The organism is Aminobacter sp. MET-1, assembly GCF_026521175.1.
Lineage (GTDB): Bacteria > Pseudomonadota > Alphaproteobacteria > Rhizobiales > Rhizobiaceae > Aminobacter.
On sequence record NZ_JAMSHL010000027.1, the window covers coordinates 40,255 to 61,400 of the forward strand.

General features: G+C 63.5%; 21 protein-coding genes and 1 riboswitch. Of the genes, 7 read left to right on the forward strand and 14 right to left on the reverse strand.

The annotated features are described in order from the left end of the window. Positions 1-47: 47 nt before the first annotated feature. On the reverse strand, positions 48-1,136 hold the full coding sequence (locus NDO48_RS25840) for a 2'-deoxycytidine 5'-triphosphate deaminase (RefSeq protein ID WP_026226880.1): 1,089 nt from the start codon (positions 1,134-1,136) through the stop codon (positions 48-50). Between the two features lie 143 nt (positions 1,137-1,279). Continuing rightward, a riboswitch (SAM riboswitch) is annotated at positions 1,280-1,357 on the forward strand. Positions 1,358-1,400: 43 nt separating this feature from the next. Between NDO48_RS25840 and NDO48_RS25845 the strand changes: the two genes are divergently transcribed. Next, the gene (locus NDO48_RS25845) at positions 1,401-2,594 is read left to right on the forward strand and encodes an O-succinylhomoserine sulfhydrylase (RefSeq protein WP_267322654.1); all 1,194 of its coding nucleotides are present in this window, start codon (positions 1,401-1,403) and stop codon (positions 2,592-2,594) included. 254 nt (positions 2,595-2,848) lie between these two features. Next, positions 2,849-3,241, forward strand: a complete 393-nt coding sequence (apaG, locus tag NDO48_RS25850; RefSeq protein ID WP_018426463.1) for a Co2+/Mg2+ efflux protein ApaG — start codon at positions 2,849-2,851, stop codon at positions 3,239-3,241. A 21-nt stretch (positions 3,242-3,262) separates the two neighbouring features. On the opposite strand, the gene NDO48_RS25855 is transcribed toward apaG, so the two are convergent. The 3 genes from NDO48_RS25855 to NDO48_RS25865 form a co-directional block, all read right to left on the reverse strand. Further along, positions 3,263-4,267, reverse strand: coding sequence for an Hsp33 family molecular chaperone (locus tag NDO48_RS25855; RefSeq protein WP_018426462.1), 1,005 nt, complete (start codon positions 4,265-4,267; stop codon positions 3,263-3,265). Positions 4,268-4,368: 101 nt separating this feature from the next. Beyond that, positions 4,369-5,286, reverse strand: coding sequence for an ornithine carbamoyltransferase (gene argF, locus NDO48_RS25860; RefSeq protein ID WP_026226879.1), 918 nt, complete (start codon positions 5,284-5,286; stop codon positions 4,369-4,371). A 14-nt stretch (positions 5,287-5,300) separates the two neighbouring features. After that, entirely contained in the window at positions 5,301-6,494 is a 1,194-nt protein-coding gene (locus tag NDO48_RS25865) for an aspartate aminotransferase family protein (protein ID WP_018426460.1), read from the reverse strand. Positions 6,495-6,847: 353 nt separating this feature from the next. Here NDO48_RS25865 and NDO48_RS25870 point away from each other — a divergent pair, with 353 nt between their 5' ends. Then, positions 6,848-7,372: a GcrA family cell cycle regulator gene (locus NDO48_RS25870; RefSeq protein WP_018426459.1), complete on the forward strand. Its 525-nt coding sequence runs from the start codon at positions 6,848-6,850 to the stop codon at positions 7,370-7,372. A gap of 102 nt (positions 7,373-7,474) precedes the next feature. Here NDO48_RS25870 and NDO48_RS25875 read toward each other — a convergent pair whose 3' ends face one another. The 3 genes from NDO48_RS25875 to NDO48_RS25885 all read right to left on the reverse strand — a co-directional run bounded on the left by NDO48_RS25875 (position 7,475) and on the right by NDO48_RS25885 (position 10,717). After that, positions 7,475-8,488, reverse strand: a complete 1,014-nt coding sequence (locus tag NDO48_RS25875) for a magnesium and cobalt transport protein CorA (RefSeq protein WP_267322655.1) — start codon at positions 8,486-8,488, stop codon at positions 7,475-7,477. A gap of 107 nt (positions 8,489-8,595) precedes the next feature. Then, positions 8,596-9,321 (reverse strand): phosphate signaling complex protein PhoU, encoded by a 726-nt coding sequence (gene phoU, locus NDO48_RS25880; protein WP_018426457.1) that lies wholly within the window; start codon positions 9,319-9,321, stop codon positions 8,596-8,598. A 118-nt stretch (positions 9,322-9,439) separates the two neighbouring features. Beyond that, on the reverse strand, positions 9,440-10,717 hold the full coding sequence (locus tag NDO48_RS25885; protein WP_267322656.1) for an ATP-binding protein: 1,278 nt from the start codon (positions 10,715-10,717) through the stop codon (positions 9,440-9,442). 96 nt (positions 10,718-10,813) lie between these two features. Between NDO48_RS25885 and ppk2 the strand changes: the two genes are divergently transcribed. Then, positions 10,814-11,752: a polyphosphate kinase 2 gene (gene ppk2, locus NDO48_RS25890; RefSeq protein WP_018426455.1), complete on the forward strand. Its 939-nt coding sequence runs from the start codon at positions 10,814-10,816 to the stop codon at positions 11,750-11,752. Positions 11,753-12,435: 683 nt separating this feature from the next. Continuing rightward, positions 12,436-13,275, forward strand: a complete 840-nt coding sequence (locus tag NDO48_RS25895; protein ID WP_040456012.1) for a transporter substrate-binding domain-containing protein — start codon at positions 12,436-12,438, stop codon at positions 13,273-13,275. An 11-nt stretch (positions 13,276-13,286) separates the two neighbouring features. Here the strand turns inward: NDO48_RS25895 and NDO48_RS25900 are convergent, their stop codons facing one another. Next, on the reverse strand, positions 13,287-13,700 hold the full coding sequence (locus NDO48_RS25900) for a tellurite resistance TerB family protein (protein ID WP_018426453.1): 414 nt from the start codon (positions 13,698-13,700) through the stop codon (positions 13,287-13,289). Between the two features lie 157 nt (positions 13,701-13,857). Between NDO48_RS25900 and NDO48_RS25905 the strand changes: the two genes are divergently transcribed. Then, positions 13,858-15,507 carry a lysine--tRNA ligase gene (locus NDO48_RS25905; protein WP_018426452.1) on the forward strand — a complete coding sequence of 550 codons (1,650 nt, stop codon included), beginning with the start codon at positions 13,858-13,860 and terminating at the stop codon, positions 15,505-15,507. A 1-nt stretch (position 15,508) separates the two neighbouring features. Beyond that, positions 15,509-15,976, forward strand: coding sequence for a GNAT family N-acetyltransferase (locus tag NDO48_RS25910; protein ID WP_267322657.1), 468 nt, complete (start codon positions 15,509-15,511; stop codon positions 15,974-15,976). Between the two features lies 1 nt (position 15,977). Here NDO48_RS25910 and NDO48_RS25915 read toward each other — a convergent pair whose 3' ends face one another. The 6 genes from NDO48_RS25915 to NDO48_RS25940 form a co-directional block, all read right to left on the reverse strand. Next, on the reverse strand, positions 15,978-16,853 hold the full coding sequence (locus NDO48_RS25915) for a thermonuclease family protein (protein ID WP_267322658.1): 876 nt from the start codon (positions 16,851-16,853) through the stop codon (positions 15,978-15,980). 7 nt (positions 16,854-16,860) lie between these two features. Beyond that, entirely contained in the window at positions 16,861-17,418 is a 558-nt protein-coding gene (locus tag NDO48_RS25920; protein WP_267322659.1) for a S24 family peptidase, read from the reverse strand. A 110-nt stretch (positions 17,419-17,528) separates the two neighbouring features. Next, positions 17,529-17,828 (reverse strand): hypothetical protein, encoded by a 300-nt coding sequence (locus NDO48_RS25925; protein ID WP_018426448.1) that lies wholly within the window; start codon positions 17,826-17,828, stop codon positions 17,529-17,531. Positions 17,829-17,932: 104 nt separating this feature from the next. Then, entirely contained in the window at positions 17,933-18,481 is a 549-nt protein-coding gene (locus NDO48_RS25930; RefSeq protein ID WP_026226877.1) for a thioesterase family protein, read from the reverse strand. A gap of 6 nt (positions 18,482-18,487) precedes the next feature. After that, the gene (locus tag NDO48_RS25935) at positions 18,488-20,710 is read right to left on the reverse strand and encodes a 3-hydroxyacyl-CoA dehydrogenase NAD-binding domain-containing protein (protein WP_018426446.1); all 2,223 of its coding nucleotides are present in this window, start codon (positions 20,708-20,710) and stop codon (positions 18,488-18,490) included. Between the two features lie 14 nt (positions 20,711-20,724). Next, entirely contained in the window at positions 20,725-21,144 is a 420-nt protein-coding gene (locus tag NDO48_RS25940) for a YbaY family lipoprotein (RefSeq protein WP_018426445.1), read from the reverse strand. Between the last annotated feature and the right edge of the window lie 2 nt (positions 21,145-21,146).

A 21,146-nucleotide genomic window follows, 5' to 3' on the forward strand; every position in this document is an offset into this window, starting at 1 on the left:
CAGCTGTTGGACAAGCAGACTAACGGCTAGGCGCAACTGACCAAAGGTCAGCTCATGCGAAAATGCTTGGAGAGCTTGAGGCCCTGGGCCTGATAGTTGGAGCCGAGGTCGCTGCCGTAGAGCGCCTTGGGCCGCGCCAGCATGTGTTCGTAGACCAGGCGCCCGACGATCTGGCCATGTTCGAGGATGAAGGGTACCTCGTGACTGCGGACCTCGAGCACGGCGCGACTGCCGGTACCGCCGGCGGCCGAATGGCCGAAACCGGGGTCGAAGAAGCCGGCATAGTGGACGCGGAATTCACCCACCAGCGGATCGAACGGCGTCATCTCGGCGGCGTAGAGCGGCGGCACATGGACCGCCTCGCGGCTGACGAGGATGTAGAATTCGTCGGGGTCGAGCACCAGTTCCTCGGCGCCGTGGTTGTAGATCGGCTCCCAGAAATCGACGACAGAATGGGCGGCGCGCTTGTCTACATCGACCAGTCCGGTGTGGTGCTTGCCGCGATAGCCGACGATGCTGCCCACCGCGCCGGCGAGGTCGATCGACAGCGCGATGCCGCCGCCCGAAATGTTCGGCGGATCGATCGCGACCAGCCGGTCGGACAGGTGCAGCGCGTTGAGTTCGATCTCCGACAGCAGCGCATGGCCCTTCCTGAAACGGATCTGCGACAGGCGCGAGCCGGCGCGCACCACGATCGGGAAAGTGCGCGGGCTGACTTCGAGATAGAGTGGACCGCTGTAGCCGGCTGGGATCTTGTCGAATTCCTGGCCGCGGTCGGTCATGACGCGGGTGAAGATGTCGAGGCGGCCGGTCGAGCTCTTCGGGTTGGCCGAGGCCGAGATGTCGGCCGGCAGGTCGAGCGCCTCCTGAAGCGGCACGATGTAGACGCAGCCCGTCTCCAGCACCGCACCGTTGGCGAGATCGATCTCGTGCAGCTTGAGGCGGTCCAGCTTGGCCGAGACCAGCGAATTGGGACCAGGCAGGAAGCTGGCGCGCACGCGAAAAGCCTTGGCGCCGAGACGCAGGTCGAGGCTCGCAGGCTGGATCTGGTCGGCGTCCAGCGGCGGCGCCTTGAGCGCACCGGAAGCAAACAGCGCCGCGATATCCTGATCCGGAAGAATGCCCGACTGCCGCAATTGCCTCACTCCTTTACAGCGCCGCCGATCCGAACGGATATCAGAGGATCGCTGGACCCCGGACCTCGTCCAGGCTCATATGCGTGGCCCAAGACGTTTAGTCGACCCCGCGATTGACGCAAGCCGGCCTTGGGTCTAAAGGACCTTTATCCCGTGGTGATTTGGCCGGTCGGCTTGCAGCCACGTTAAACAAGTCGCTAAAGGGCCGCGTTGTGGACCGGTTGCGACTTTTCGCGACCGGTTTTTTTGTATTTGGATTTGGCCATGACCTCCGACACCAAGCGCAACTGGAACCCGCAGACCACGCTCATTCACGGCGGCACGCTCCGCTCCGAATTCGGCGAAACTTCGGAATCGATCTTCCTGACCCAGGGCTATGTCTACGAAAGCGCTGAAAGTGCGGAAGCACGCTTCAAGGGCGAGACCCCGGGTTTCATCTATTCGCGCTACGCCAACCCGACCGTCGACATGTTCGAAAAGCGCATGTGCGCGCTCGAAGGCGCTGAAGACGCCCGCGCCACCGCGTCGGGCATGGCCGCGGTTTCCGCCGCTATCCTGTGCGGCCTGAAGGCCGGCGACCACATCGTCGCAGCGCGTGCCCTGTTCGGTTCGTGCCGCTGGGTCGTCGAGACGCTGGCGCCGCGCTACAGCATTGAAGCGACGTTGATCGACGGCACAGTCACCGAGAACTGGGAAAAGGCTGTCCAGCCCAACACCAAGCTGTTCTTCCTGGAGAGCCCGACCAACCCGACGCTCGAAGTGGTCGACATCGCGGCGGTTGCGGCAATTGCCAATTCGATCGGCGCGCGCGTCGTCGTCGACAATGTCTTTGCCACGCCGATGCAGCAGAAGCCGCTCGAACTCGGCGCCCATATCGTCGTCTACTCGGCCACCAAGCATATCGACGGCCAGGGTCGCTGCCTGGGTGGCGTCATCCTTTCCGACAAGAAGTGGATCGACGAAAACCTGCACGACTACTTCCGCCACACCGGCCCGAGCCTGTCGCCGTTCAACGCCTGGACGCTGCTCAAGGGTCTGGAGACATTGCCTCTGCGCGTGAGCCAGCAGACCGAGACCGCCGGCAAGATCGCCGACTTCCTGGCCGAGAGCCCTGAAGTGTCACGGCTGATCTACCCCGGCCGCGCCGACCATCCGCAGGCCGACATCATCAAGCGGCAGATGAAGGGCGGCTCGACGCTGATCTGCTTCGACGTCAAGGGAGGCAAGAAAGCGGCCTTCGCCTTCGAAAACGCGCTGAAGATCATCCTGATCTCCAACAATCTCGGCGACTCCAAGAGCCTGATCACCCATCCGGCAACGACGACGCACAAGAACCTGACCGACGAGGCGCGTGCCGAGCTTGGCATCGACGACGGCACGCTGCGCCTGTCGGTCGGCCTCGAAGATGCCGACGACCTGCTCAACGATATCGGCGATGCGCTGAAGGCGGCTCGCTGAGGCAATCGACTCATGCGGCGTCCGGCATCACCGGGCGCCGCATGTTCATCACATTCGCTGTGAACAATGCGAACGGCAGTTGACCCGCCGCGACAAGCGGCGGACCCTGTCACGCAGGGCACCATGCGCCGCCACGCCGGTTTCATGAGGCCTCGTGATCGCCGCCAGCCAGCCACGGCCTGGACGCCGAACGCAGCATCAGACAGTTCGTCGCCCGGCTTTCTCCAAGCCCCGGCGACGCAGGAGCGCCGCATATGTATCGCGCCATCACCCGCAACATCGCAGTCGAGGTCGAGCCCTTCTATCTGGAAGAGCGATCCGACCCGTCTGAAGGCCGCTATGTCTGGGGCTATCGCGTGACGATCGAGAACAATTCGGAAGATTTCGTCCAGCTTTTGTCGCGCTACTGGCACATCACCGACGCGAGCGGCAAGGTCGAGGAGGTCCGCGGCCCGGGCGTAGTCGGCGACCAGCCCGAGCTCAATCCCGGCGACAGCTATCAGTACACGTCGGGCTGCCCGCTCTCGACGTCATCGGGCATCATGGTCGGGCGCTACACCATGCGCAACGAGGCCGGCGAGATGTTCGACATCGCCATCCCCGCCTTCTCGCTCGACCTGCCGGGCATGCGCCACCGGCTCAACTGAGCCGGCAGCGTCATTGTCGGATCATTGGGCCGGGGCGAACTCGCCCGGATCGAACTCGTAGGCCTTCGAGCAGAACTCGCAGTTGACGCGAATGCGGCCGTCCTCGACGCTGCCCGTGATCTCTTCCGCCGAGAACCCCTGCAGGATGCCACGAATCTTGTGATCCGAGCACGAGCACTGGTCGGCGACATGCACGCCCTCGTAGACGCGCACGCCATGTTCGTGGAACAGGCGATAAAGCAGCCGCTCGGCGCCCACGGTCGGATCGATCAGCTCGGTCGGCTCGATGGTCGCCATCAGCGCCAACAGCTCCTGCCAGGCATTGTCCTCGGGCCCGACAGCGACATCACGCTTGTCACCGTCGCCACCATGCATGTCCTGCACGCGTCGACGTTCGGGCGAATCCGGCAGGAACTGGGCCAGCAGACCGCCGGCGCGCCAATGTTCGCCGCCGCCCTCGCCCGGGAGCACGAGCTTGGCGACCGACAGGCGCAGCTCGGTCGGAATCTGTTCCGACTGGCGGAAATAGGTGCGCGCCGCTTCCTCGAGCGAAATACCGTTGAGTTCGACGATGCCCTGATAGCGCTGGGTATGGGCGCCCTGGTCGATGGTCAGCGCCAGCACACCGGTGCCGAGCAGGTCCTCGGGCGCGGTCATGCCGGCCTTGATTGCCTCCTCGACGCGGCCGGCGTCGAAGCGGGCATAAGCGCGCAGCGAATGCGGCGTCGTGAAGTCGGCAACCAGCATGTCCACTGGCCCGTCAGTGCGGGTCTGGAGGATGAACTTGCCCTCGAACTTGAGCGAGGTGCCCAACAGCACGGTCACCACGCAGGCCTCGGCCAGCAGGCGCGCCACCGGCTCCGGATAGGCATGGCGATCAAGTATCTGGTCGAGCAAAGGTCCGAGCTGCACGGTACGGCCGCGCACGTCGAGCGGCTCAACCGCGAATGGAACGACATGGTCGTCGCCGGCGAACCCGAATTCGCCGAGCTTGCGTTCGGTCTCAGTCACTGAAACGTATCCCATATAACGAATTCTGCGACCCTTCGGCCCGCCGACGGTCGCAGAACAAGGCTTTGATGACAATAGATTGATCCCGCCCCAGATAGGGTCGCGGGATCAGTCATTCAAGCGCCGAGGCACCAGGCCAGCACAGCCTTCTGGGCGTGCAGGCGGTTTTCTGCCTCGTCGAAGACCACCGAGTGCGGGCCATCGATCACTTCGTCGGTCACTTCCTCGCCGCGATGCGCGGGCAGGCAGTGCATGAACAACGCGTCAGGCTTGGCGTGTTTCATCAGCGCCGCGTTGACCTGATAGGGCAGGAAGACGTTGTGGCCGCGGGCGCGGTGTTCCTGACCCATCGACACCCAGCAGTCGGTGACGATGGCGTCGACGCCACTGACAGCCTCCTCGGCATCGCGGGTCAGCATCACCTTGCCACCGTTGGCTTGGGCCCAGTCGACGTATTTCTGCTCCGGCTCACTGCCCTCGGGCACGGCCATGTTGACGTTGAAGCGGAAGCGCGCCGAAGCCTCGAGCAGCGAGTGCAGCACGTTGTTGCCGTCGCCGGTCCAGGCAAAGGTCTTGCCGGCAACCGGGCCGCGATGCTCTTCGAAGGTGAGGATATCGGCCATCAGCTGGCACGGATGAGTGTCGTCGGTGAGGCCGTTGATGACGGGGATCGTCGCGTTCTCGGTCAGTTCCAGCAGGCGGTCATGCGCCGTGGTGCGGATCATGATGGCGTCGACATAACGCGACAGCACCTTGGCGGTGTCGGCGATCGACTCCGAACGGCCGAGCTGCATTTCGGTGCCGGTCAGCATGATGGTCTCGCCGCCAAGCTGGCGCATACCGACGTCGAAGGAGATGCGCGTGCGCGTCGACGGCTTGTCGAAGATCATCGCCAGCACCTTGCCCTCAAGGGGCTTGGATCGTTCGCCAGCCTTCAGGCGCGCCTTTCGCGCGGCCGCATCGTCCAGAATCCCGCGTAGGTCGCTCCCGGACATGGCCGAGAGGTCGGTGAAATGGCGAATTCCGCTGGTCATTTAACGTCCTTGGTTTACCCGCCGTTGGCGGCGGCCTTGGAGAGGCTGGCAGCACCGGCGCGAATGCGCGCGAGCGCCTCTTGGATGTCTGCATCGGTCGTCGTCAGCGGCGGCAGCAGACGGATCACATTGTCACCGGCAGGCACCGCGAGCATCTTCTGGTCGCGCAGCGCCATATTCACCTTGGTGTTGGGCATGCTGCATTTGAGACCAAGCATGAGGCCCGTGCCGCGGATTTCGGCAATCACGTCGGGGAACTCGTCGGCGATTGCAGCCAGTCCCTGCTTCATCAGCAGCGCCTTGCGGCTGACTTCGTCAAGGAACCCCTCTTCGAGCACTACGTCCAGCACGGCATTGCCGACCGCCATGGCGAGCGGGTTGCCGCCGAAGGTGGTGCCATGGACACCCGCAGTCATGGCGCTTGCGGCCTCCTCGGTGGCGAGGCAGGCGCCGACAGGAAAGCCGCCGCCGATACCCTTGGCAATCGCCATCAGGTCGGGCGCAACGCCGGTCCACTCATAGGCGTAAAGCTTGCCGGTACGGCCGATGCCGCACTGGACCTCGTCGAAAATCAGCAGCAGGCCGTGCTTGTCGCACAGCTCGCGCAGACGCCTCAACGAGGCATTCGGGAACGGACGGATGCCGCCCTCACCCTGCACCGGCTCAAGCAGGATCGCCGCCGTCTCAGGCCCGATCAGCTTCTCGGCTGCGTCGATGTCGTTGAAGGCCACCTGGTCGAAGCCGTCGACCTTGGGGCCGAAACCTTCCAGGTACTTGGCCTGGCCACCGGCGGCGATCGTCGCCAGCGTGCGGCCGTGGAAGGCGCCCTCGAAGGTGATGATGCGATAGCGCTCGGGATGGCCGTTCTTGTACTGGTAGCGGCGCGCCGTCTTGATCGCGCATTCCAGCGCCTCCGCACCTGAATTGGTGAAGAAGACGCGGTCGGCGAACGAGTTCTCGGCGAGCCTTTCGCCCAGCCGGCTCTGCCCGGGGATCTCGTAGAGGTTCGAGACATGCCACAGCTTGGCGGCCTGCTCGGTCAGCGCCTGGACAAGATGCGGATGGCTGTGGCCGAGCGAGTTGACGGCAATGCCGCCGGCAAAATCGAGATATCGCTCGCCATTCGCGGCAACCAGCCAGGAACCCTCACCTCGCTCGAAAGCCAGGGGTGCGCGAGCAAACGTCTCGTAAAGCGCCGAACCGCTCATTATATGCATCTCCGGAACCGGAAAATCAAAAAGCCGCCTCAAGCGGCGGCCCCCGCGGGTATATCAGGTTTTTCGGACATGAAGTCAACGAAAACGTCGGCAGGCCCAAGCGATCCGGGCTTGGTGGCCAGCGCCGCAAGGTCAGCCTCAGGCAAGTTGGGGAAAACCGAAAAAACAGAATCACTGTTGCAGGTCGGACTCTTGTCACGGAGTCGGCGCGTCGATAATTGTAATTGAGAAATAACTAGATTTCGTGCGGCGGACAAACTCACCGAATAGATGTGGTGCCCACCCGACTCCCAGGGGTGGCGAAGGATTCCGAATTCTGCGCGTTAAATCAGGAGCACGGTCTCATGAACTGGACTGACGAGCGGGTCGAACTTCTCAGGAAGCTTTGGTCGGAAGGTCTGAGCGCAAGCCAGATCGCAGCACAATTGGGCGGCGTCAGCCGCAACGCCGTCATCGGCAAGGTACACCGCCTCAAGCTGTCGAGCCGCGGCCGCGCCACGGCTGCGCCCGCCCGCCAGAAAAAGACGACGACAACGGCCGTCACCTCGGCGACCAAGAGCGTACAGCGCACGGCTACGGTCACCCGTACCGTGACCGCAAGCATCGGCGCCACGGCGCTGCAGGCCCAGTTCGACGTCGAGCCGGTCGCCCGCCAGTACATTCGTCCGGTGCAGAACGTCGTCGTTCCAATCTCGCGCCGCCTGCAGCTGGTGCAGCTCAACGAGCGCACCTGCAAGTGGCCCAACGGCGATCCGCTGAGCGAAGACTTCAACTTCTGCGGCAACGAAGCCGGCGAGAGCGGCCCATATTGCGGTTACCACTCGAAGATCGCTTTCCAGCCCGCTTCGGAGCGTCGCCGGACGCGCTGAGCGAACAGCGGGCAGTAAAAATCGAAAGGGCCTCGGAGCGTCAACCTTCCGAGGCCCTTTCTCTATTCGCTACTCTCTATTCGCTATTCGCTCCTGCCCTGCTCACAGCCATCCGCTCTTCCTGAACCGCCAGTAGAGCACCGAGCAGATGGTGGCGATCGCCGCCAGCACGGTCGGGTAGCCATAGGCGAAGTGAAGCTCGGGCATGTCCTGGAAGTTCATGCCGTAGATGCCGGCAAGGGCTGTCGGCACGGCAAGGATGGCCGCCCAGGACGCCAGCTTCTTGGCAATCGCCGTTTCCTGGCTCTGTCCCACCAGAAGGCTGGCCTCGAAAGCGAAAGCCAGCACCTCGCGCAGCGTGTCGACCTTTTCCAGCACGGTGCGGATATGGTCGCCGACATCGCGGAACAGCGGGTGCATCGCCGGCCGCAACTGCGGCAGGTCGGCGCTGGTCAGCCGCCGGCACACCTCGACAAGCGGCCCGGCTGCATTGCGCAGCCGCAACAGATCGCGCCGCAGCATGTAGAGCCGCTCGATGTCGCTCGTCGTCATCGGCCGTGCCAGCACACCATCCTCGATGGCGTCGACCTCCTCCTCGATCTGCTCCAGCACCGGCATGTAGTTGTCCACGATGAAATCGAGGATGGCATAGAGGATGAAGTCCTCGCCCTTGGCGAGCGCGCTCGGGCAGCTCTCCCAGTGCTGGCGAACGGCGGCATAAGACGTCGACACGCCATGGCGAACGCTGACGATGTAGCCCTTGCCGACGAAGATGTGGGTCTCGCCGAAATCCACCCTGCCCTGGATGAGCTGGGCTGTTCTGGCGACGATGAACAGCGCATCGCCATATTGCTCGATCTTAGGACGCTGGTGCGGATGCTCGGCGTCCTCGATGGCGAGATCGTGAAGATGAAACTGCCGTTGCACCCGCAAGAGCAGGTCGCGGCTGGGCTCGAGCAGGCCGATCCAGACGACATGGCCCTCGCGGGAGGCCCAGCCGCCGGCTTCTTCCAGGGAGATATCGGCTATGCGGCGGCCGCCGAGATAGACGCTGGAGGCAACGATGCCAGGCTCCAGCTCCGGGCTCTTGTCGAACTTCGTGGCATGTTCGGTCATGCTTCACCTGAAGAACGAGGGGCCTGTTCGATCAGGACCCCAGTCTAGAACCTATTGGGATCAAAGGGAACGGCAGTGGCCGGTCGCGAGCGGCGGCCAGCCCCTCGTCAATCCGAGTTGGTTTCGCCCGCCGTCGTCACCCGATGGCTCTTGTCTTCCTTTGGACGCTCCGGCGGCATCTGCTCGCCGGTGACGATGTAATAGATGGTCTCGGCAATGTTGGTGGCGTGGTCGCCGATACGCTCGATGTTCTTGGCGACGAACAGCAGATGCGTACAGGGCGTGATGTTGCGCGGATCTTCCATCATGTAGGTCAGGAGCTCGCGGAACAGCGAGGTGTACATGGCATCGATCTGCTCGTCGCGGTCACGGACGAAGCCGATCTTGTCGACCGAGCGCGACGCGTAGACGTCGAGCACCTCCTTGAGCTGGGTCAGCGCAAGTTCGGCCAATGCCTCCAGCCCGCGGAACAGGCTGGTCGGCTGCCGCCCCTCGGCCACCGCGGCGACACGCTTGGCGATGTTCTTGCCGAGGTCGCCGACGCGCTCGAGATCGGCGGAGATGCGGATCGCGCCGATGATCTCGCGCAGGTCGGTGGCCATCGGCTGGCGGCGTGCGATGATCAGGATCGCCTTGTCGTCGATCTCGCGTTCAGCCTCGTCGAGCACGAGATCGTCCTGGACCACCCTCTGTCCAAGTTCGGGATCGCCATTGACCAGGGCAGCGACCGCCTGATCGACCATACGCTCGGCCTGGCCGCCCATGGCCGCGATCTTGCGGGCGAGGAACTTCAGCTCCTCGTCATAGGCGCTGACGATATGAACGGACTGCATTTTAAGCTCGGGCCTTCCTGCAAAAAATACGGATGAATCATGCTTCTGAATCCGCAAGCCTAAGCTAGCCTGATGACAGAAAAAAGAAACGCTCGGGGGAGTTTACAATTTTGCCGGCTTATCGCGCCGGCAGGTGCACCGTAAAGGCCGAACCCTTGCCCAATTCCGACTTGATGGTCAGGCGGCCATTGTGCCGGCTCAATATATGCTTGACGATCGACAGCCCGAGGCCCGTGCCCTTCTGGGCGCGGCTGGTCTCGACATCGACCCGGTAGAACCGCTCGGTGACACGCGGAATATGCTCGGCCGGGATGCCTGGGCCGAAGTCGCGCACGGTGACCTCGACCTCCGGCTCGCCGGTCTCGGTGGAGCGGCGCATGGAAACGATCACCCGGCCACCCGACTGGCCATATTTGCAGGCATTCTCGAGCAGGTTCTGGAACACCTGGAACAGCTCGTCGCGATCGCCGTGCACCTCGATGGCGCCTTCGGGGAAATCGCGCTCGATGGTGACACCGATCTGCGTTGCGAGCGGGGCGAGCGATGCGACGACCGCCTCGATCGTCTGGCGCAGCTCGACCTTCACGCCCGGCTTGACGTAGGGTTTCATCTCCAGCCGGGAGAGCGACAACAGGTCGTCGATCAGCCGCGCCATGCGGCCGGTCTGGTTCTGCATGATCTGCAAGAACTGGTCGCGCGCGTTGGGATCGTTCTTGGCAGGCCCGCGCAACGTCTCGACAAAGCCGGCGATGGAAGCCAGCGGCGTGCGCAGTTCGTGGCTGGCATTGGCGATGAAGTCGGCGCGCATGCGGTCGATGCGGCGCGACTCGCTCTGGTCCTTGAAGGCCAGCACGAACAGGCCGGTGCCGCGCCCGACTGCTGAAGCGGTAACGCGATAGACGCGCTCGAACGGCACGCGCTCGACATATTCGGCGGTCTGGGCATTGCCCTCGCCGGCCAGCACGGCCTCGATCAGCTCCTGCATCTCGGGCGCGCGGAATTTCAGCAGCAGCGGCATTTCTGATCGGATCGCGCCGAAGGCGGTCTCAGCTGCCTCATTGGCATGGACCACGGCGCCGCCGCGATCGAAGATGATCAAGGGGTCGGCGACTGCCGCCGCCAGCTTCTCGCCCGACAACCGGTCGAGCGGCGAGCGTTCCGCCCTCGCCGCTTCCTCGGCCAGGCGACGTGCAGCCTGCGTGCGCGGAGCAACGAAGGCAACGAGGATCAGGACAACAATGACGACGGCCGCGAAGGCTGTCGAAGCACCGCCCAGATAGTGGACAGCGAGAACGGCAAGGATCGCAGCCGCCAGCATCCAGCGATTCTGGTAGAGCCGGCCCGCGCTCAGCCGTGCCGTGCGCTTTGCCCTTGTCTGCGTGCTGGTCTCTGCCATGCGAATGCCCAATACGACGGCGCCTTGAAGAAGCCTCTGGACCGCTTCCTGGCCACCCAATAGCATGCTTCGCAAAGCTGGAAAGGTGCCGATCCCATGAAAAAGGACAAGGAAAGCAAGAAGGATATCGCCGCCCCGGCCGCAGATGCGGCCGATCCTGCGGCCCAGAACGGGCCAGTCAGGATAAAGGTCGGCAAGGAGGAGCGGACCTTCGACATCGACGATCCTGTGTTGCCCGACTGGATCGACAAGAAGGCACTGAAGTCGGGCAACTACCCCTATGACGACAAGCTGCCCCAGAAGGAATACGAGCAGACACTGGAGACGCTGCAGACGGAGCTGGTGAAGCTGCAAGCCTGGCTGCAGAAGACCGGCAAACGCGTATTGTCGGTGTTCGAGGGCAGAGACGCCGCGGGCAAGGGTGGCACCATCTTCGTGGTGCGCGAATACATGAACCCGCGTACCGCGCGCAATGTGGCACTGACCAAGCCGACAGAGACAGAGCGGGGCCAGTGGTACTTCCAGCGTTATGTCCAGCAGTTCCCGACTGCCGGCGAATTCGTGACGTTCGATCGCTCATGGTACAACCGCGCCGGCGTCGAGCCGGTCATGGGTTTCTGCACGCCCGAGCAGCACCGCCAGTTCCTGGCCGAGACGCCGCATTTCGAGAAGATGATCGTCAACGAAGGCATCCACTTCTTCAAGTTCTGGCTCGACATCAGCCAGGAGATGCAGCTCAAGCGATTCCACGACCGCCGCCACAGCCCGTTGAAGAACTGGAAGTTCTCGCCGATGGATGTCGCGGGCATGTCCAAGTGGGACGAATACACCAAGGCGATCGAGTTGATGGTCGAGAGCACGCACACGCCCTATGCGCCCTGGGAGGTCGTGCAGGCCAACGACAAGCGCCGGGCGCGCATCGCCGTCATCAGGCATGTTCTCAGGGCACTGCCCTATGACGGCCGCGACCTCGACAAGGTCGGCCGGCCCGACGGCAAGATCATCCACGAAGGCATGAAGTTCCTGAAGGATTGAGCCAGCAGTTCGGCCTGGAAGGTCGGGCCATGGAACTCAGCGCGCGCGGCAAGCGTCAAACGCTCTTCCTTGGAATTGCTCAGTAGGTCGAGGACGAGACGCAGCTCGACCATGTCGGACAGGGCCGATCCATGGAGGCTCAGACTGTTGTCGTTGGCTTCTTCGGGGGTGGCAGGATCAGAGGCGTCAGCGCCAAAAAAAGAGGGGCGGATGGTTGCGTGACTGGAGTCGAGCGCAACCATCACGCACCCACGGCCTGCGAGCCGAAAATTTGGATACTTCGACAGTCGATGGACCAAACGCTACCGACTGCTCCTCGCAGCCCGCACGCTTGCGCGCGTCCTCCCTACGGCGGTTGGTCCAGTGTCATTGCAACATCCCCAGTGCTGCAACTCCCGATGCCAATAATGCATATCACCTTTGGGTAAGCCATGCCCCGAATGGGTGAGACACCACCCGCATCAATATATCAGGATATGCATTCCACCCAGCTTTGTTCGCGGCCCGTGCAATTGTGCATATTGGCTTTGCCTCCGGGCGATCCGAACGGTAAAGCTTTGCCTCGATATCAGGAAGCAGCGCGCCTTCAGGACGGTGCGAATCGTGCAAGTCATTGAATCCATGGGTCGTGCCGCGAGGGGAGCTCTCCAGCCGACTCCGCAGCCGGGGACCGGAGCGCAGCCATGAAATCCGCACTGATGCTTGCGATTGCCGTGTCGCTTGCAACGCTGCTCGGCCCGGCGCGCGCCGCCGAACCGCAGGTGCCGGTGCTGTGGGACAGCAAGGAGCGGCTGCCCAAGCCGGATCTTTCGACGCTGCCGCGCCTGCGCTTCCTGACGACGACGGACTTTCCGCCGTTCAACTTCATCGACAAGAGCGGGCGCCTGTCCGGCTTCCACATCGACCTCGCCCGCGCCATCTGCGCCGAACTCGGCATTGCCGAGAAGTGCCAGATCCAGGCGCTGCCCTGGGCGGAACTGGGCGATGCGCTGAACAAGGGCGAAGGCGAGGCGCTGATCGCCGGTATTCCGGCGACCGCCGAGACCCGCGAGACATACGCCTTCTCGCGCCCCTATCTGCAATTGCCGGCGCGCTTCATCATGAGCAAGGCCCAGGCCGTCACCGAGCCCATGGTCGACAAGCTCAGCGGCAAGCGCGTCGGCGTCCTTGCCGGCTCGGCGCATGAGCGCGTGCTCAGGGACTATTTCGGCGACGTGAAGGTGGTCACCTATTCGCGGGCCGACTGGCTCAACCAGGACCTCAAGGACGGCAAGCTCGACGCCGTCTTCGGCGACGGCATGCGCCTGTCCTTCTGGCTTGCGGGCACGGATGCGGCAGGCTGCTGCCGCTTTGCCGGCGGTCCGTATATCGCCCCCGAATATCTCGGCACCGGGCTTGCCGTCGCGACCAAGGCGGACAATGCAGCACTAGCCGCAGCCTTCGACTATGCGCTGCACGAGATCTCGGCCAAGGGCACCTTCGCCGAGCTCTATCTTCGCTATTTCCCGGTCAGCTTCTACTGACCAGTCGACAATCAGGTCAGGGTGCGGTGGCGGGCCTTGGTCGCCCGCTCGATCGCCGCGATGGTCAACGGATCGACATTGAGGTGCTTGCGCAGAAGCTGCAGCACACGCAGTTCCTCCATCCGCATCTCGAGGTCGACCGACGCCACCTCGAAGGCCGCGGCATAGGCCGTCTCGTGCAGCCGGTCGGGAATTGCCCGGCGGGCGAGCTCCAACACGCCTTCGAGCCCCGCCTCGGCATGCAGCAATTCCTGGCAGTCCTGAGCAATCGAGATCAGCCGCTTTTCGTTGAAATCCTCAAAGATCGGCCAGGTCTTGACCACCACGCCGATGCGCGCCAGCTCGACATCGGTCATGTCGCGATCGGAAGCTGAGGTGATGACCATCAGATGGATCAGCGCCTCGTGGGCGGAAGGCAGGGCCATTGAGTTCTCCGGAAGGGTTGTTTGCCACGCGAACTTAGGAACGCGCCTGCCTGTCTGCAACGAAAAATGGCCGGAATCGTTGACGCCCGCGGCATGCGCGCATAGAGCATGGCCGTCTTCGGCGGAAATTCCGCCCAACAATCAAAGGGCTCTCGACATGACGAGATCAAACATCATCGATCTCAACCCCGAACTCCTGGCGGCTGCGGCTGAAAGCAAAGCCTGGCCGTTCGAGGAAGCCAAGAAAATCGTCGAGCGCTACAAGAAAACGGGCTTGCCCGAGACGGTTCTGTTCGAGACCGGCTACGGCCCGTCGGGCCTGCCGCATATCGGCACCTTTGGCGAGGTGGCGCGCACGACGATGGTGCGCCACGCCTTCCATGTCCTGACCGAGAACAAGGTCAAGACCAGGCTTTTGTGCTTCTCCGACGACATGGACGGAATGCGCAAGATTCCGGAGAACGTGCCGGATCGCGCAGCGCTCGAGCCCTATCTGCACATGCCGCTGACCTCGGTGCCGAACCCGTTCGGCGGCGACTACGAGAGCTTCGGCCATCACAACAATGCGATGCTGCGCCGCTTCCTCGACACCTTCGGCTTCGACTACGAGTTCGCCAGCGCCACCGACTACTACAAGTCGGGCAAGTTCGACGCGATGCTGCTCAAGGCGGCCGAGAAGTACGATGACATCATGAAGGTGATGTTGCCGACACTGGGCGAGGAACGCCAGGCGACTTACAGCCCGTTCCTGCCCATCTCGCCCAAGAGCGGGCGCGTGCTCTACGTGCCGATGAAGAACGTCGACGCCAAGGCCGGCACCATCACATTCGACGACGAAGGCACCGAGACCACGCTGTCGGTCACCGGTGGCAAGGTCAAGCTGCAGTGGAAGCCCGATTTCGGCATGCGCTGGGCAGCGCTCAACGTCGATTTCGAGATGTTCGGCAAGGATCACCAGACCAATGCGGCGATCTATGACCGCATCTGCGTCATTCTCGGCGGACGCGCGCCCGAGCATTTCGTCTACGAGCTGTTCCTCGACGAGAACGGCCAGAAGATCTCGAAGTCCAAGGGCAACGGCCTCACCATCGACGAGTGGCTGACCTATGCGCCGACCGAGAGCCTCGGGCTCTACATGTTCCAGCGTCCGCGCCAGGCCAAGAAGCTCTATTTCGACGTCATCCCCAAGGCCGTTGACGAATATTACAGCTTCCTGGCCGCTTACCCGAAGCAAGACTGGAAGAACCGCCTCGGCAACCCGGTCTGGCACATGCATGACGGCAACCCGCCTGCCATCGACCTGCCGGTGCCGTTCTCGCTGCTGCTCAATCTCGTCAGCGCCTCCAACGCCCATGACAAGAGCGTGCTGTGGGGCTTCATCTCGCGCCATGCGCCCGGCGTGACGCCCGAGACGCATCCCGATCTCGACAAGCTGACCGGCTACGCCATCCGCTACTTCGACGACTTCGTGAAGCCGACCAAGGTATTCCGCGCCCCCGACGACGTCGAGCGCGAGGCACTTGCGGCGCTCGAACAGGCGCTGGCAGCTCTTCCGGCCGGTTCGGACGGCGAAGCGATCCAGAACGCCTCGCTCAACGTCGCCCGCAAGATCGAGCGCTACCAGGATCACACCAAGCAGAGCCCGGAGGGCGGCCCCGGCGTGTCGGGCGCTTTCTTCCAGATGATCTACCAGATCCTGATCGGCCAGGAACGCGGCCCGCGCTTCGGCTCGTTCGCGGCACTCTACGGCACAGCAGAGACCTGCGCACTCATCCGCAAGGGGCTCGAAGGCAAGCTGGCGGCCTGAGGTGGCAATCGCCGACGCGAATGCGACTTTAAGCTTCGCGCCGGCCCGGGAAGCCGATTTCGAACGCCTTTTCGAGATCAGGTTGCTGGCGATGCGCCCGAGCCTCGAGCGCATCGGCCGTTTCGATCCCGAGCAGGCGCGAGCCCGTTTTCGCGACTCGTTCAGGTCGCAACACACACGCCTTGTCCTTGCGCCGACAGAACAGCTGATCGGCTGCGTCGCCTTCGGCCCGCAGGACGGCGCACTTCTGCTCGAGCATTTCTATCTCGTGCCGGAAGCGCAGGGCCATGGCATCGGCAGCTCGGTTCTGCGCCAAATGCTGGCGGAGGCGGATGCCACGGGCTTGCCGATCCGGCTCGATGTGCTGCGCGAGAGCGACGCCAGGCGCTTCTACGAGCGCCACGGTTTCGCCGAGACCCATCGCGACGAGTTCGACATTTACATGGAACGCTTGCCCGACAACGCCTGAATTACTGCGCCGGCAGTTCGATCGCGGGCTCGGCCGATGGTGGCTCGGTGGCAGGCAACGTCGAGCCCGCCGGCGTCAAGGTCATCTCGACACGCTCTGGCGGCGCGCCATAAATGCCTTTGCCGTCGCTCTCCGCCTTCTTGCCGGCATCCTCATAGGGTCCACCGGCCTCGGCCCTGGCCCAGCCATTGGCGACCAGCCATTCGCCAACATCCAGCTTGCCGATCCGGCACCGGGCGACCACGTCACCCTGCGCGGCATCCGCCGGCATGTCGCAGACCACGGCGCGGCTGCGCAGCAGCCCGCGGAAGGCCGTGCGCGCGCGTGTACCGCAATTCCACTGTTTGCCTTCGAAGCTGCAACTTTCCTCTGATGCCAGCGGTGCAACGCCTGAAATGGCAACGCGCACGCCCTTCGCCTCGATCCGACCAGCGGCAGAGGCCACCGGCTGGAACAGCGTCGTGCCATCCCATTCGGCGGTTACCTTCGGCTTGGGCGGCAAGGCTAGGCTCAGATCGCTGAGCGGCGCGCGCGGCGCCTCGCGCTCCAGCCCGCTTGGCTCGACGGCAGGCGGCACGAACTCACCCTGCGCCACCGGGCGCACGGCTTGCGTCGTGGGTTCGGCGGCCGGCGCTTCCGGCATGGCGGGCTGCTCCGGCAGAGCTTCGGCAGGGTTTTGCTGATCTGTCGCAGCGGGATTGTCGGTGATGGCTTCGCCCATGTTGTCGTCGCCGGTCATGTCGGCCGGCAGGTCGCTTTCGTCGATGATATCGACGGTGGGACTTTCCAGCGCAGTCAACCTGTGGCCGCCGGCGGAAGCGACCAGGAAGGCGATGCCGAAACCGGCTGCGGCCACTGCCAATGCTGCTGGTTTCATCGCGCCACTACTGGCTCGCCCAGACAATGCGCGCCACCCATTCCACCTCGGTGGTGGGGAAGCGACGGTTTGGATGCTCGGGATTGAGCGACAAAAGTTCGATGACACCCTGCCCCTGTCGCTCCAACACCTTGGCCATCACTTCGCCCGAGATGGTTTTGACCACCACGCGGTCGCCCTTGCGCACGGTCGCGCCCGGCTCGACGATCAACTCCCAGCCCTGGCCGGCCGGAAAACCGGAATCGTCGAAGAAACCGCCGGCACCCGCCTGGGCAAAGCCCAGCAGCGGCACACCCGCGGCCTGTCCCCCGGCCTTCGCCCGGCTGCCGGCCCTGCCCGGCTCGACGAATGCAAGAAACTCCTCCAGCGAGGAATTGGTCGCCTCGATGATCTTGGCCAGCGACTCCGTCGAGGGCCAGCGCGGCCGCCCGTCGACCGACTGCCGTTTCGACTTGTTGAACGCCGTCGAGTCGAGCCCGGCCTTCTTGGCGAGGCCCGACGCCGAAAGCGAATAGCGCTCGGCAAGAGCGTCGATCGCGGCCCAGACACGTTCGTGCGAGAGCATGGCGCTCCCCTCAAGACAGGAAAAAATACCTTTCGGCATTTAACCACGCGTGCGGGGAATGTCCAGTGTGTCGCGCCTTGCCATATCGGCAGCGGCGCGACGGTCGGGCGTCACGTCTTCTGCATCATCAGCTTGAGGCCGGCGCGCAGGTCGTTTGCGTCCATCACCGGCGTCATGGAGATGGCAGCCTCGAAGCCGAAGAAGAACGGCTCGCAGATGCTGGGGATCGCGGTGATGTCCTTGACGTCGACGAATATGAAGGCGGTGCGTTCCCCCTTGTCGAGGGTGAAGTAGGCCGCTTCCGGCTTGAGCTCGGCAAGCGACTTTTCCATGATCGAGGCAAGGCTGCCGTCCTTGATGGCGCGGTTTCCCTGGGCGGCGGGAATGGAGATCTTGAGAAGCATGCGCATGGCAACATCCTTCCGGCGAATGCCATTATTAGAACATACTGATATTACCATTGCCGCTGGTTGCGAAAAAGCCGTCCGCCCCAAAGTCGGGCACGAATGCCGCCTCAGTCACCTGATTTGGCGAGCATCCTCAAACCCTTGTGCGAAGCAATGAAGATGCGCTCTTCCTCGCTGACGTCCCGGGGCGCTGCGCCGTCATAGCCCAGTTCGCGCACCAGGTCGTCGATCTGGACGAAACGGCGGGTGGCCCGGTCATAGACGCCGGCACTGGTCATGATCAGAGCCGCCGTCTCGCCATTGTCGAGCACGAAGCGGTGCTTGCCGATCACCTCCGAGCCGTTCCAGGTCTCCACCGAGGAGACGACGTCGAAGCGCTTCCACAGCCTGATCTCGCGCACGAACACAGTCTGCAGGCCACCCAGCATCGGCGCCCAGCCGCGCTTGCGGGCAAGCTCGATCAGACCCGAGCGCATGAAGATGTCGATGCGGCCGACATCGGCCAGCATCATGTAGCGTGCATTGTTGAGATGCATGTTGAAGTCGATGTCGGTCGGCAGGCAGCGGAACGACAGCCGGCCTTCATCGCCAAAACGGTAAGGGCCGCGACGAGATTTCGTCGCGGCCATACGAGCCAGTCTTGCCCAGACGTACATGCTTCGTCAGGCCGCCTTCTTTTCCTCAGATTTCGCGTATGGATCGAAACGCTGGTAGAAGGTCTCGCCCTTGTCGGCCATGTCGATGAGAAGCTTGGGTGCCTTGAACTCGGCGCCATATTTCTTCTGCAGATCCTTGGCGATCTTGACGAACTTCTTGGCGCCGATACCGTCGATGAAGGACAGCGCGCCGCCGGTGTAGGGCGCAAAGCCGAAGGCCAGGATCGAGCCGACATCCGCCTCGCGCGGGTCGGTGACGATGCCCTCCTCCATCACTCGCGCCGCTTCGAGCGCGATGACCGACAGCAGACGCAGCTTGAGCTCCTCGACGTCGACCTTCTCGGGCGCCTTCTGCGGATAGAGGTCCTTGAGGCCCGGCCACAGCTTCTTCTTCGCCGGCTTCGCCGGATAGTCGTAGAAGCCCTTGGTGTTCTTGCGGCCGAGGCGGCCATGGGTGTCGACCATGGTGTTGATCAGTTCCATCTGGCGCGGATCGACGGCCTTGTCGCCGAGATCCCTGATGGTCTGCTTCATGATCTTCTGGGCAAGGTCGACGGCCGTCTCGTCGGTCAACGCCAGCGGGCCGACCGGCATGCCGGCAGCCTTCGCCGCATTCTCGATCATCGCCGCCGGAACACCCTCGATCAACATCTTGAAGGCTTCCGACATGTAGCGCAGCACGCAACGATTGACGTAGAAGCCGCGCGTGTCGTTGACGACGATCGGCGTCTTCTTGATGGCGCGTACAAAGTCCATCGCCACCGCAAGCGCCTTGTCGCCGGTCTTCTTGCCCATGATAATCTCGACCAGCATCATCTTGTCGACGGGCGAGAAGAAGTGGATGCCGATGAAGTTCTTCGGGCGGACCGAGTTCTTGGCAAGCGAGGTGATCGGAATGGTCGAGGTGTTCGAGGCAAACACCGCCGACGACTTGAGCGCGGCTTCCGCCTTCTCGGTCGCGGCCTTCTTGACTTCCGAATCTTCGAACACCGCCTCGACCACGAGGTCGCAGCCGGCAAGGTCGGCATAGTCGGCGCTCGGCGTGATCAGCGAAAGCAGCTTCTCGCGCTCCTCGGGCTTGGCGCGGCCCTTCTTGACCTGGTCGGAGATCAGGCTGTCGGAATGGGCCTTGCCCTTCTCAGCCGACTCCTGGTCGCGGTCGATCAGGACGACCGGAATGCCCGCCTTGGCCGTAACATAGGCGATGCCTGCGCCCATGAAGCCGGCACCGATGATGCCGATCTTCTTGAACTTGGTGTCGGCAATGCCCTCGGGGCGCCGGGCGCCCTTGTTCAACTCCTGCAGCGACACGAACAGCGAGCGGATCATCGCCGCCGCTTCCTTCGACTGCATGATCTCAGTGAAGTAGCGCTGCTCGATGCGCAGGCCGGTGTCGAACGGCACCAGCAGGCCCTCGTAGACGCATTTCAGGATCGCGGTCGCGGCCGGATAGTTGCCATAAGTCTCGCGGCGCAGGATGGCGATTGCCGGCGGCCAGAGATTGGCGCCCGCTGCCGAATAGACCGGGCCGCCGGGCAGCTTGAAGCCCTTCTCGTCCCAGGGCTGGACCGGCTTGAGGCCAGCCGTGATCATGGCCTTGGCGGCTTCGATCAGCTTGGCAGGTTCGACCACCGCATGGATCAGACCCATGCCCTTGGCCTTCTGCGGCGTCAGCGTCTGGCCGGAGGTCAGCATCTGCAATGCCGATTGCGGGTCGGCAAGCCTCGGCACGCGCTGGGTGCCGCCGGCGCCCGGGAAGATGCCGACCTTTACTTCCGGCAAGGCCATCTTGACCTTGTCCGAGTCAGCCGCGACGCGACCATGGCAAGCGAGCGACAGCTCGAAGGCGCCGCCCATGCAGGTGCCGTTGATCGCCGAAACCCACGGCTTGCCCGAGGTCTCGAGCTTGCGCCACAGCGCGCCCATGCGGCCGGCATTGTCGAAGAGCAGCTTGGTCGCCTTCTCCGGGTCCTTGGCCTTTTCCTTGGCATAGATGCCGAGCATCTTCTGCAGCATGGTGAGGTCGGCGCCGCCGGAGAAGGTCTCCTTGCCCGACGTGATGACGGCACCCTTGATGCCGGCGTCGGCGACAACCTGGTCGATGATCTTGTCGAGTTCGCCCATCACCTCTTCGGTGAAGACGTTCATCGAGCGGTCGGGCATGTTCCAGGTGACGAGCGCGATGCCATCGGCATCGGTTTCGACCGTGAAGTTCGTGTAGCTGGTCATAGTTTCGTGCCCCCTCAGTAAAGGATGGGTTCGATTTGCAGGGAAGCCTCGAGGCCGCCCCGATAACGTTGTTTGGTGGTGTTGATGGCAATCAGCCGGCCGTTGCGCTCGAGGCGCACACTGAAGCCAGGATCGTAGGCGCGTGCCAGCGAGGCGCGCGGCACGACCATCTCGAACGGCACCACACGCTGGCGGCCGTTGCTGCGCACAGTGGTTTCGGCAATGCGCCGGGCCGCCTTGTCCATGATGCCCTGCTCCTCGAGCCGGACCTTCAGGATACCCACCGGCATCGGACCGCTTGCCGTCGAGCGCACCATGCCGCGCAGGCGGAAGGCGCCACCTGGCGCGGCTTCGACCGAGACGATGCCGACGGTGGCTGCGACAGCGCCGCCACCGATCAGCGCCAGAAGCGCACGTCGGTTGAGTTCCGCCATGC

Excerpts from the sequence above, each read along its gene's own strand:
- NDO48_RS25905 (WP_018426452.1), top strand. The coding sequence starts at position 13,858 with ATGACGAGATCAAACATCATCGATCTCAACCCCGAACTCCTGGCGGCT.
- NDO48_RS25940 (WP_018426445.1), bottom strand. The coding sequence starts at position 21,144 with ATGGCGGAACTCAACCGACGTGCGCTTCTGGCGCTGATCGGTGGCGGC.
- phoU (WP_018426457.1), bottom strand. The coding sequence starts at position 9,321 with ATGCAGTCCGTTCATATCGTCAGCGCCTATGACGAGGAGCTGAAGTTC.
- NDO48_RS25875 (WP_267322655.1), bottom strand. The coding sequence starts at position 8,488 with ATGACCGAACATGCCACGAAGTTCGACAAGAGCCCGGAGCTGGAGCCT.
- NDO48_RS25920 (WP_267322659.1), bottom strand. The coding sequence starts at position 17,418 with ATGCTCTCGCACGAACGTGTCTGGGCCGCGATCGACGCTCTTGCCGAG.
- NDO48_RS25895 (WP_040456012.1), top strand. The coding sequence starts at position 12,436 with ATGAAATCCGCACTGATGCTTGCGATTGCCGTGTCGCTTGCAACGCTG.
- NDO48_RS25855 (WP_018426462.1), bottom strand. The coding sequence starts at position 4,267 with ATGGGATACGTTTCAGTGACTGAGACCGAACGCAAGCTCGGCGAATTC.
- NDO48_RS25845 (WP_267322654.1), top strand. The coding sequence starts at position 1,401 with ATGACCTCCGACACCAAGCGCAACTGGAACCCGCAGACCACGCTCATT.
- NDO48_RS25925 (WP_018426448.1), bottom strand. The coding sequence starts at position 17,828 with ATGCGCATGCTTCTCAAGATCTCCATTCCCGCCGCCCAGGGAAACCGC.
- NDO48_RS25900 (WP_018426453.1), bottom strand. The coding sequence starts at position 13,700 with ATGGCCCTGCCTTCCGCCCACGAGGCGCTGATCCATCTGATGGTCATC.
- argF (WP_026226879.1), bottom strand. The coding sequence starts at position 5,286 with ATGACCAGCGGAATTCGCCATTTCACCGACCTCTCGGCCATGTCCGGG.
- NDO48_RS25885 (WP_267322656.1), bottom strand. The coding sequence starts at position 10,717 with ATGGCAGAGACCAGCACGCAGACAAGGGCAAAGCGCACGGCACGGCTG.
- NDO48_RS25865 (WP_018426460.1), bottom strand. The coding sequence starts at position 6,494 with ATGAGCGGTTCGGCGCTTTACGAGACGTTTGCTCGCGCACCCCTGGCT.
- NDO48_RS25930 (WP_026226877.1), bottom strand. The coding sequence starts at position 18,481 with ATGTACGTCTGGGCAAGACTGGCTCGTATGGCCGCGACGAAATCTCGT.
- NDO48_RS25935 (WP_018426446.1), bottom strand. The coding sequence starts at position 20,710 with ATGACCAGCTACACGAACTTCACGGTCGAAACCGATGCCGATGGCATC.
- ppk2 (WP_018426455.1), top strand. The coding sequence starts at position 10,814 with ATGAAAAAGGACAAGGAAAGCAAGAAGGATATCGCCGCCCCGGCCGCA.
- apaG (WP_018426463.1), top strand. The coding sequence starts at position 2,849 with ATGTATCGCGCCATCACCCGCAACATCGCAGTCGAGGTCGAGCCCTTC.
- NDO48_RS25915 (WP_267322658.1), bottom strand. The coding sequence starts at position 16,853 with ATGAAACCAGCAGCATTGGCAGTGGCCGCAGCCGGTTTCGGCATCGCC.
- NDO48_RS25870 (WP_018426459.1), top strand. The coding sequence starts at position 6,848 with ATGAACTGGACTGACGAGCGGGTCGAACTTCTCAGGAAGCTTTGGTCG.